This window comes from Microbaculum mangrovi (genome assembly GCF_051390635.1).
GTDB lineage: Bacteria > Pseudomonadota > Alphaproteobacteria > Rhizobiales > Tepidamorphaceae > Microbaculum.
Genome location: NZ_JBPODT010000003.1, coordinates 356,422 through 365,739, shown reverse-complemented (window position 1 = coordinate 365,739; position 9,318 = coordinate 356,422). Strand labels below are relative to the sequence as shown.

Below are 9,318 nucleotides of genomic sequence, written 5' to 3'. Positions count from 1 at the left end.
GGCCCTCGCGAGCAAGCGTAACTGCGATTATATCGGTGCAGCATACCACCACCTAATCTTGTCCGCGAAAAGCCATCTCGCGGCGTTGACAAAGCTCAAGCGCGTGGCCACTCCGGGACGGGATACACAAGGCGCCGCGATGACCGCCACCACCGAAGACCAAGCCTGTCAGGCCGAGGTTGCCTCGTTTCTGGCCGATCCGGCGACCTATGGAACCGGCATCGCCGCGGTCGAGCGGATCGACACCCATGCGGCCATCGTCTTCCTGGCCGGTGACGCGGTCTACAAGATCAAGCGCGCGGTGCGTTTCCCCTTCCTCGACTTCTCGACACTGGATCGCAGGAAAGCGGTCTGCGAGCGCGAGGTCGCCGTCAACCGGCTGACCGCGCCCGACCTCTATCTCGGCACCGTGCCGATCACGCGCGAGGCGGACGGAACGCTGGCGCTCGGCGGAAAGGGAGTGCCGGTCGAATGGGCGGTGCACATGCGCCGTTTCGACGAGACGAAGACGCTCGACAAGCTGACGGCGACGGGCAGCCTGGACAACCACCTGATCGACGAGTTGGCCGAACGGGTCGCCGACTTGCACGCCAGGGCGCCGGTGGTGCGTCCCGCCGATCCAGCCGGCGAGGTCGCCCGGGTCGCCCGGGAGAACTGCGCCGAATTCGCCGGGCATCCCGACCTGTTCGCCACCAAAGCCGTCGCCGATCTCCTCGCACGCACGGACGACGCGCTCTCCCGGCTCGCGCCCCTGATCCGGTCGCGGGCGGCGGCGGGGCAGGTACGACGCTGTCATGGCGACCTGCATCTGGGCAACGTGGCGCTGATCGACGGCGCTCCCGTCATCTTCGATGCCATCGAATTCGACGAGACGCTCGCCACCATCGACATCCTCTACGACCTCGCCTTCCTGATCATGGATCTGTGGCAGCGCGGCCTGCGCGACCCGGCGAACCGGGTCTTCAACCGCTGGCTCGCCGATCGGCGCAATCCGGACGATCTCGACGGACTGACGCTGCTGCCGCTCTTTCTGTCCATGCGCGCCGCGATCCGCGCCAAGGTCGCGGCCCCGCGCGCGGCCCATCTGAAGGGCGACGCGCGACAGGCAGCCGAAGAGGAAGCGCGCACCATGTTCGAGGCCGCGTGCGCCTTTCTCGACCCGCCGCCGGCACGGCTCGTCGCCATCGGCGGGCTGTCGGGCAGCGGAAAGACCACCATCGCCTATGCCGTCGCGCCCCATATCGGCCCCGCGCCGGGCGCCGCGGTGGTGCGCAGCGACATAATGCGCAAGGTGCTGCTCGACGTCAGGGAAACAGAACGGCTGCCGGACGAGGCCTACGCGCCGGAGATCGGTGCACGGGTCTACGCCGAGATCGAGGCGTGGGCGGCACGGGCGCTTGCCGCCGGCCACGGGGCGATCCTCGATGCCGTCCATTCCAAGCCGGCCGAGCGCGATGCCGCCCGCGCCGTCGCCACCGCGGCCGGCGTGGCGTTCGACGGCCTGTGGCTTCAGGCAAGTCCCGAAAGCATGATGCAGCGGGTCACAAACCGGACGGGCGATGCCTCCGACGCCACGGCCGAGATCGTCAAAAGTCAGCTCGCCTACGAGACCGGTCCGATCGACTGGACAATCGTCGATGCCGGCGGGGGACGCGAGGACGCGATCGCCCGCGCCAGCCAGGCCCTTGCTATCGATTTATCAATACCCTCGAATTGACCATGGGACCGTCGGGCCCTCGAACCCCGTCGGGTCCTCGAACAAGGAGACTTCCATGCCCCGCATACCCCTCGTGCTTGCCGCTTTCGTCGTTCTCGCCGCTCCGCGGCTTGCCGGCGCCGAGGAGATCGAGGCCGTGTTCAACTGCGACGGCGATCTCACGCTGAACGTGGTCTTCGACAACGACGCCGAGCCCAACACCGCCGTCGTGACGATCGAAGGCCAGGAACCGATCACCCTGCCGATCGCCATGTCGGGCTCGGGCTACTACTATACGAACGGCAAATACGGACTGCGCGGAAAGGGCGACGAAGCGATGTGGGAGGTCGGCAGGATGGCGCCGATCAACTGCACGGCCGAGAAGTAGCGACGCCAGCAACGAACCGGAGGACGGGATGGGACCAGTTCGACGTCTAGCGCTTGCGGTCGCGGGCACGGTGGCGTGCCTGGCCCTGCCACAACCGGGCCAGGCCGGCCAGACCAGCGCGGTCTATGGCTGCGAAGGCAGGTTCAAGCTGCACGTCACCTTCGACAGCGACGCCGGCACCGCGACGGTGTCGGCAAGCCATCTGGGGACGCTGACCATGCAGGCCGTCCCGAGCGGCGATGGATTCCACTACAAGTCCGGCAAATACCAACTGCGCGGCCGCGGCAACCAGGCCTCCTGGCACGTCGGCATGAGCAAGCCGCTCCCCTGCGTTGCCGAGTAGCACGGTAGCCGCAAAGCCGGGGTGGCCTCAGACATCGATCTGATACGCGAGGAACGGCGTCTTGCGACCGATGCGGTCGTAAAACGCGCGGGCACGGTAGTTGTCCTCCGCCGTCAGCCAGCGGATGACGGCCCAGTCGCGCCGGCGGCAGATCTCCTGCAGCGCCACCATCAGCGCTTCCGCCGCCCCGGACCCGCGCGCCTGCGGATCGACGAACAGGTCGTTCAGGAAACAGGCCGTGTTGGCGCCGAGCGGCCGGGCGAAGGCCTGATAGTGGGCAAGCCCGATGGCGCGCCCGGCGTCGTCGAGGGCGACGATCGCCTCGGCTTCATGCTCGGGATCGAAGAGCCAATGCCAGACGCGCTCGCGCATCTGCGGAGTCTGCGCGACCTTGTAGAACGCGGCGTATCCGGCGAACAGCCGTTCCCAGTCCTCGCGGTGCTCCGGGGCGAGAGGGACGACGCGGACACTGGACTTCGGCGGCATGGAGGACTCCTCGATGTGGCAGGACGTCAACGCTACGCCATCGGATCATCGAGAGCGAACGTCTTTGCGCGCGGAGATGCCGTCTCCTCGGGCAAGGCACACGAAACGCTCTACGGCACCAGCACCGCCGCACCGGTGAGCCGGCCGTCGCGCAGGCGGGCCAGCGCATCGTTGGCCTGTTCCAGCGGGACCGCCTCGACGGTCGTCTCGACGGGGACCTCGGCAGCGATGCGGAGGAACGCGTCGCCGTCGGTGCGGGTCAGGTTGGCGACGGAACGCACCACCCGCTCGCCCCACAGGATCGAATAGGGAAAGGACGGGATATCGCTCATGTGGATCCCGGCGCAAACGACGGTTCCGCCCTTGCGAACGGCTTCGAGCGCCGCCGGCACCAGCGCGCCGACGGGCGCGAAGATCACGGCGGAATCGAGCGGCTCGGGCGCCGGCTTGTCGGAATCGCCGACCCATTCGGCGCCGAGCGCGGCGGCGAAGTCCTGGGCGGCGGCGTCGCCAGGCCGGGTGAAGGCAAAGACGCGCTGGCCGAGATGGCGGGCGACCTGGGCCATGATGTGGGCGGCGGCGCCGAAGCCGTAGATGCCGATCGTCTCCGCGTCCCCGGCCATGCGGTGGGCGCGATGGCCGATCAGGCCGGCGCAAAGGAGCGGCGCCGCGTGCCGATCGTCGAAGGTTTCGGGAAGCGGGAAGCAGAAGCGCGTATCGGCGAGCATGTGCGTGGCATAGCCGCCGTCGAGCTGATAGCCGGTGAACCGGGCCCGGTCGCACAGGTTCTCCCGTCCCGACCGGCAATAGCGGCACTTGCCGCAGGTCCAGCCGAGCCAGGGCACGCCGATGCGATCGCCGAGCGACAGGCCGGCGACGCCCTCGCCAAGCGCGGCCACCGTGCCGACGACTTCATGCCCCGGCACGATCGGATAGGCAATGTCGGGCAGCTCGTTGTCGACCACATGCAGGTCGGTGCGGCAGACGCCGCAGGCGCGGACCGCGACCAAGACCTGGCCGACGCCGGGTTCCGGCATCGGCCGCTCTCGCATCACGAGCGGCGTGCCCGGCGCTTCCAGAACCATTGCCTTCATCATGCCTTCAGCCGCCATGGCGACAATCCGTCTGCGTGCTCGGTTCCGTAACGGCGACATTTGAAGCAAAACCGCCCGGCAGTTGAAGCAATTCCGGACGAGTTCGTTCAACACCGGTTAGCGCAAGTGCCCTACGCTGTGCAATGGAGGGGCTGCGGGGTGTCCCGGTACTGCGTACCAGGGTTTCGAACCCAGACGGAGGGACCTCGCGATGCTGGACATGCGTCAATTCGCGCTTCTCGCCGTGCTAGTCGGCACCATGGTTGCCGCGCTCGGTCCGGTGAGCATCTAGAACCATGGTATCGCGGGACCGACGGCTGAAGCCCCGGTCCCGCGATACCGCGACGATCGTCGCGGGTACTATCGCTCACCTGTAGCACGTGCATTCCGACATCCGACCCGGAACGGTCGTCCGCCACTCTCCCCGCCAGCGCCGGTTATGGCTCGTGCAGACCGCCGGGCAGACGCTCCTGGCCTGTTGGTCGCTCCAGATCGGGCCCGCATCGAAGCTACGCCCCTCGCGCCGGCCGCTGCCGCCGCCGACCCGGCAGCTGCAAACCGACATCCGGCCCGGAACCGTGGTGTGCCAGCTTCCGTTCCAGGCCCCGCCCGCACCCGAGCAGAGCGAAGGACACTTGTTTCGGGCGTCGTGATCGTTCCAGATCGGACCCGCGTTGATGTCCCTGGCCAGGGCCGGCGCGGCGGCGGCGGAGACAACGAAAAAAGCGGCCGCCATTGCGGCGGCCAGGCGATGAATCATAATCGGCTCTCGTATGACCGGGATTCCCGACAACCGGCGAATCCCCGGAAGCTTTGACTGGATCGGGTTACGAAAGACCGACTCCGACTGTTCCGATTGTCCGAATCCGCCATGGTCACCCTGGCGACTTCCAAGGAGCAACCCGCGCTCAGGCGCGGCCATGGGCGGTGACTGACGTGGTTCCACGGCCCGGTCGTCGTCGCGATGCTTGCCGCGCCGAAAATCGGACTGGGCACCGCCGGCGCGCGTGGCGATCCTGTCGGCGGCCCTGCTCTTGACGAGCTTCCTGCTTTGATCGTCTGCTTCAGCCACGACACATAGCCAAGCTCTAGGAAACGCCATGCTGCGCTTTGCCGCTAACCTGTCGATGATGTTCACCGAGCTGCCCTTCCTCGACCGTTTCGCGGCGGCGCGGGAGGCGGGCTTCAAGGGCGTCGAGTTCCTGTTCCCCTATGACTTCGAAGCGGGAGAGATCGCCGCGCGGCTCGACGACAACGGCCTGGCGCAGGCGCTGTTCAACCTGCCGCCGGGACACTGGGAGGCCGGCGAGCGTGGCCTCGCCGCGATGCCCGGCCGCGAGGCGGACTTCGACGCCGCGCTGGATACAGCGCTTACCTATGCCGGGGCGCTCGACTGCACGCTGCTGCACGCGATGGCCGGCATTCCGGGCCCGGACATCGACCCGGACGCGGCGATGGACACCTACGTCTCCAATCTGAAGAAGGCGGGCGACGCGGCGGCGGCGCGGGGCGTCACCATCCTGATCGAGCCGATCAACCAGCGCGACAATCCGGGCTACTTCCTCTCAGACCTGGAAGCGGGGCGCCGGGTGATCGAGGCGGTCGGATCGGCACATGTCCGCCTGCAACTCGACCTCTATCACCGCCAGGTCACGCGCGGCGACCTGATCCACGCGATCCGCGACTATCTCGACATCAGTCGGCACATCCAGGTCGCCAACCCACCGGACCGCGCCGATCCCGGCACCGGCGAGATCAACTATCCCTATGTGTTCGCCGAACTGGAGCGTCTCGGCTATGCCGGCTGGATCGGCTGCGAATACCGCCCGCCGGCCGGGACGACGGAGAGCCTGAACTGGTTCGAGCCGTACCGGGCGTGATCCGCGCCAGGCGGATCGGTTCGCCGGCAGACGCGCGCGTCTAGCGGATCAGCAGCAACAGCGCCGCATAGGCCGCAGCCCCGGCGGCAAAGGGCAGGAAGCGGCTGTCCTTGTCCTCGGGCAGTTCCTCCTTCAGCGTGTTCATGATAACGCCGCCGGCGAGGAACGCGAACAGGAAGCCGATGAAGATCGGCGGCACCTCCGTATCAAGCGCGCCGACGAGCCAGCCGACGGACACGCCGGCGGCGAGGACCCAACGCGTTTCCGAATCGTAGTCCTGCGGGTGCTCCTGGCGCTGCCCGAAATCGCTGGTCGAAAGGTGCAGCAGCATGGCGACCACGTAGATCGCCAGCGACCAATAGCCCGCCTGCTCGCGGTGCAGGAGCAGGTAGCCGATCAGGAAGTTGAAGAAGAAGAACGAGGCGAGATGCAGCCCCTTCACCTCGCGCTCGAGACGGCTCTCGCCGGTTGCGGCAAGACGGCGGCCGCGGGAGCGGCGGGCGGCATTGTCCAGCCCGAAGAAGAAGACGAGGCCGGCGAGCGCGATCAGGTAGACCCAGGCTTCCGCCGCACTGTCGCTCAGGTGCAGCTCGCGGGCGAAGGTGTGCTGGTGGCCGGCGAGCTCCGGCAGCACGTGCAGGAAGACGTAGGTGACCGCCACCCCGCCGGCAAACGACAGCAGCGCATGGCGCGGCCTGCCTTCGAGAAAGACCAGGCGGCCTATGAAGAGATGGGCGGCGATGAAGGCGAGCGCGGCGAGGCCGCTGAGAATCAGTATCGGCGTGGTCATGGCGACCGCTTAAACCACAATCGGTAAAGACCGTCGCTCCGACAAAGTCTCCAGCACCACCTCGGAGCGTACCTGACTGACGCTTTCGTGCGGCAACAGGACGTCGTTGACGAAGCGGGCGAGATCGGGGAGCGACGCGACCACGACCTTCAGGAGATAGTCGGCCTCGCCGGTCAGCGCATAGGCCTCCTGGACCTCGGGCGTCATCGAGGCGAGATCGCGGAAGCGGCGGGCATTGGCCGCGTTGTGGCGCGACAGCGTGACATGGATGAAGACGACGGTCGACAGGCCCAGTCGCTCCCCGTCGAGTTCGGCGCGGTAGCGGCGGATGACGCCGTCCTGCTCGAGCCGCGCGCGCCGGCGGGAGATCTGCGAGGCGGACAGATGCACCCGCTCGGCGAGCCCCTGATTGGTCAGGTCGCCCTTCTCCTGCAGCGCGTCGAGGATACGCAGATCGGTCGCGTCGAGGTCCATCCTTATGCGTACTTTCCCCTATTTATGCATGATCTATGCATACAATGCGTTATATCCGGCGATTATGCAAACACCTCGCGCGATGCATGCGCGATACTCGCCGCAACATGCATCGGCCCGGCTGCCCCGCCAGCACAGGGCCGCGACAGCGAGAGGAGATCGCCATGGGTCCGTTTCCGCACGACGCGCCGGCCGCCAGGATCGACGACACCAATCCGATGGGCACCGACGGCTTCGAGTTCGTCGAATTCGCCCATCCCGACGCCGCGGTCCTGAAGGACCTGTTCGCGCGCATGGGCTTTTCGCCGGTGGCCAAGCACAAGACGCGCGACATCTGGGTCTACCGGCAGGGCGACATCAACTACATCGTCAACGCCGATCCCGACAGCTTCGCGGCGCAGTTCGTCGCGGCGCACGGACCGTGCGCACCGTCGATGGCCTGGCGCGTGGTCGACGCGCAGCACACCTTCAAGCGCGCGGTCGAACTCGGTGCGACGCCCTATGAGGGCGAGGAGGGTGGAAAGACGCTCGATGCCCCCGCGATCCGCGGCATCGGCGGCAGCCTGATCTATTTCGTCGACACGTATGGCGAGAAGGGCTCGCCCTATTCGGCGGACTTCACTTGGCTCGGCGCGGACGATCCCAAGCCGGAGGGCCACGGCTTCTACTATCTCGACCACCTGACCCACAATGTCCGGCGCGGCAACATGGACACGTGGTTCGACTACTACGTCACGCTGTTCAACTTCCGCCAGATCCGCTTCTTCGATATCGAGGGCAAGCTGACCGGCCTGTTCTCGCGGGCGCTGACGAGCCCGTGCGGCAAGATCCGCATCCCGATCAACGAGTCGGCCGACGAAAACTCCCAGATCGAGGAATATCTCAAGGATTACAAGGGTGAAGGCATCCAGCACATCGCCGTGGGCACCGAGGACATCTATGCCGCGACCGACAGGCTCGCCGACAACGGCGTGACGTTCATGCCCGGCCCGCCGGATACCTATTACGAGAAGAGCCACGAGCGCGTGCACGGGCACCAGGAGCCGATCGAGGCCCTGAAGACGCACGGCATCCTGATCGACGGCGAAGGCGTGGTCGACGGCGGCGAGACCCGCATCCTGCTGCAGATCTTCTCCAAGACCGTGATCGGGCCGATCTTCTTCGAGTTCATCCAGCGCAAGGGCGACGACGGCTTCGGCGAAGGCAACTTCCGCGCCCTGTTCGAGTCGATCGAGGAAGACCAGATCCGCCGCGGCGTGCTGAAGGCCGACGCGGCGGAATAGGCGGCAGGCGCTATCGCCCCGAATAGACGGGCGCGCGGCGGGCGATCCATGCATCGAGCCCCTCGCGCGCATCGTCCGTCGCCGCCATCCGGGCGAACTGTTCGCGCTCGATCAACAGCCCCTCGTCGATCGTAGCGTTGATGCCGCGTGTGACCGCGGTGATAATACGCGCGGCGGCCAGCGACGAGTGTCGCAGTATGCGGCCCGCCAGGGCGAAGGCTCCGGGCAGCAGGTCGTCGTGCGGCACGACGCGATTGACCAGCCCGATCTCGCGGGCGCGTTCAGGGCCGAACGGGTCGCCGGTCAGCAACAGTTCCAGCGCGCGCTTGCGACCGGCGAGACGGGGCAGCCGCTGGGTTCCGCCGAATGTCGGCGGAATGCCGATGTTGATTTCCGGCTTGGCGAACATGGCGCGCTCACTGGCGACAGCCAGATGCGCCGCTTCGGTGATTTCGCATCCGCCGCCGTATGCGATGCCGTTGACCGCCGCGATCACCGGCTTTGGAAACGACTCCAGACGCGCCGTCATCGCCTGGCCCCGGCGGCAGAAGTCGCGGACGGCGACATCGACGCCCGCCGCCACGCTACCGGCGAATTCGGGGATGTCGCCTCCGGCGGAAAAGGCCCGCTCGCCCGCCCCGGTCAGGATGACAGCCCTGACGGCCGGATCGGCTTCCAGACTGTCCAGCACCGCCATCAGCCGGTCGATCAGCGCGTAGTTGAGCGCGTTGAGCTTCTCCGGACGGTTCAGCGTCACAAGGGCCAGTTCATTTCGGGCTTCAACGGTCACAAGTTCGGACATGACATCTCCATCGTCTTGCAGGTCCTGACAAACTTGCCGGGAGGCTGGAGCCGGGATAGTGTCCTGTAAACTCACTAGTCGG

The 9,318-nt window shown here is 67.0% G+C and carries 11 protein-coding genes; 5 read left to right on the top strand and 6 right to left on the bottom strand.

What is annotated here, in order from left to right; all coding sequences use genetic code 11:
- Positions 1-139: 139 nt before the first annotated feature.
- From ACSF9G_RS14495 to ACSF9G_RS14485, 3 genes are read left to right on the top strand one after another with little or no spacing between them, the layout of a single operon-like run.
- Positions 140-1,717, top strand: a complete 1,578-nt coding sequence (locus tag ACSF9G_RS14495) for a bifunctional aminoglycoside phosphotransferase/ATP-binding protein (RefSeq protein ID WP_436642792.1) — start codon at positions 140-142, stop codon at positions 1,715-1,717.
- A 55-nt stretch (positions 1,718-1,772) separates the two neighbouring features.
- Entirely contained in the window at positions 1,773-2,084 is a 312-nt protein-coding gene (locus ACSF9G_RS14490; protein WP_436642791.1) for an MliC family protein, read from the top strand.
- A 28-nt stretch (positions 2,085-2,112) separates the two neighbouring features.
- Complete coding sequence (locus ACSF9G_RS14485) at positions 2,113-2,427, top strand: MliC family protein (protein ID WP_436642790.1); 315 nt, start codon at positions 2,113-2,115, stop codon at positions 2,425-2,427.
- Between the two features lie 27 nt (positions 2,428-2,454).
- Here ACSF9G_RS14485 and ACSF9G_RS14480 read toward each other — a convergent pair whose 3' ends face one another.
- From ACSF9G_RS14480 to ACSF9G_RS14470, 3 genes are all read right to left on the bottom strand, one after another.
- Positions 2,455-2,913: a GNAT family N-acetyltransferase gene (locus tag ACSF9G_RS14480; protein ID WP_436642789.1), complete on the bottom strand. Its 459-nt coding sequence runs from the start codon at positions 2,911-2,913 to the stop codon at positions 2,455-2,457.
- A 110-nt stretch (positions 2,914-3,023) separates the two neighbouring features.
- Positions 3,024-4,007 carry a zinc-dependent alcohol dehydrogenase family protein gene (locus ACSF9G_RS14475; RefSeq protein WP_436643262.1) on the bottom strand — a complete coding sequence of 328 codons (984 nt, stop codon included), beginning with the start codon at positions 4,005-4,007 and terminating at the stop codon, positions 3,024-3,026.
- 367 nt (positions 4,008-4,374) lie between these two features.
- A complete protein-coding gene (locus tag ACSF9G_RS14470; protein ID WP_436642788.1) occupies positions 4,375-5,145 on the bottom strand; it encodes a mannan-binding lectin in 771 nt (256 codons plus the stop codon).
- On the opposite strand from ACSF9G_RS14470, the gene otnI reads away from it, so the two are divergent.
- Positions 5,108-5,887: a 2-oxo-tetronate isomerase gene (gene otnI / locus ACSF9G_RS14465; RefSeq protein WP_436642787.1), complete on the top strand. Its 780-nt coding sequence runs from the start codon at positions 5,108-5,110 to the stop codon at positions 5,885-5,887. The two genes, ACSF9G_RS14470 and otnI, sit on opposite strands and share 38 nt — an antisense overlap.
- A gap of 40 nt (positions 5,888-5,927) precedes the next feature.
- On the opposite strand, the gene ACSF9G_RS14460 is transcribed toward otnI, so the two are convergent.
- A complete protein-coding gene (locus ACSF9G_RS14460) occupies positions 5,928-6,677 on the bottom strand; it encodes a hypothetical protein (RefSeq protein ID WP_436642786.1) in 750 nt (249 codons plus the stop codon).
- A 9-nt stretch (positions 6,678-6,686) separates the two neighbouring features.
- Positions 6,687-7,151 (bottom strand): Lrp/AsnC family transcriptional regulator, encoded by a 465-nt coding sequence (locus ACSF9G_RS14455; protein ID WP_436642785.1) that lies wholly within the window; start codon positions 7,149-7,151, stop codon positions 6,687-6,689.
- Positions 7,152-7,315: 164 nt separating this feature from the next.
- Here ACSF9G_RS14455 and hppD point away from each other — a divergent pair, with 164 nt between their 5' ends.
- Positions 7,316-8,434, top strand: coding sequence for a 4-hydroxyphenylpyruvate dioxygenase (gene hppD, locus ACSF9G_RS14450; protein WP_436642784.1), 1,119 nt, complete (start codon positions 7,316-7,318; stop codon positions 8,432-8,434).
- 10 nt (positions 8,435-8,444) lie between these two features.
- On the opposite strand, the gene ACSF9G_RS14445 is transcribed toward hppD, so the two are convergent.
- Positions 8,445-9,236 carry a crotonase/enoyl-CoA hydratase family protein gene (locus ACSF9G_RS14445; protein WP_436643261.1) on the bottom strand — a complete coding sequence of 264 codons (792 nt, stop codon included), beginning with the start codon at positions 9,234-9,236 and terminating at the stop codon, positions 8,445-8,447.
- Positions 9,237-9,318: the final 82 nt, after the last annotated feature.

Coding starts and splice junctions, on each gene's coding strand:
- ACSF9G_RS14495 (WP_436642792.1), top strand. CDS start 140: ATGACCGCCACCACCGAAGACCAAGCCTGTCAGGCCGAGGTTGCCTCG.
- ACSF9G_RS14490 (WP_436642791.1), top strand. CDS start 1,773: ATGCCCCGCATACCCCTCGTGCTTGCCGCTTTCGTCGTTCTCGCCGCT.
- ACSF9G_RS14485 (WP_436642790.1), top strand. CDS start 2,113: ATGGGACCAGTTCGACGTCTAGCGCTTGCGGTCGCGGGCACGGTGGCG.
- ACSF9G_RS14480 (WP_436642789.1), bottom strand. CDS start 2,913: ATGCCGCCGAAGTCCAGTGTCCGCGTCGTCCCTCTCGCCCCGGAGCAC.
- ACSF9G_RS14475 (WP_436643262.1), bottom strand. CDS start 4,007: ATGAAGGCAATGGTTCTGGAAGCGCCGGGCACGCCGCTCGTGATGCGA.
- otnI (WP_436642787.1), top strand. CDS start 5,108: ATGCTGCGCTTTGCCGCTAACCTGTCGATGATGTTCACCGAGCTGCCC.
- ACSF9G_RS14460 (WP_436642786.1), bottom strand. CDS start 6,677: ATGACCACGCCGATACTGATTCTCAGCGGCCTCGCCGCGCTCGCCTTC.
- ACSF9G_RS14455 (WP_436642785.1), bottom strand. CDS start 7,151: ATGGACCTCGACGCGACCGATCTGCGTATCCTCGACGCGCTGCAGGAG.
- hppD (WP_436642784.1), top strand. CDS start 7,316: ATGGGTCCGTTTCCGCACGACGCGCCGGCCGCCAGGATCGACGACACC.
- ACSF9G_RS14445 (WP_436643261.1), bottom strand. CDS start 9,236: ATGTCCGAACTTGTGACCGTTGAAGCCCGAAATGAACTGGCCCTTGTG.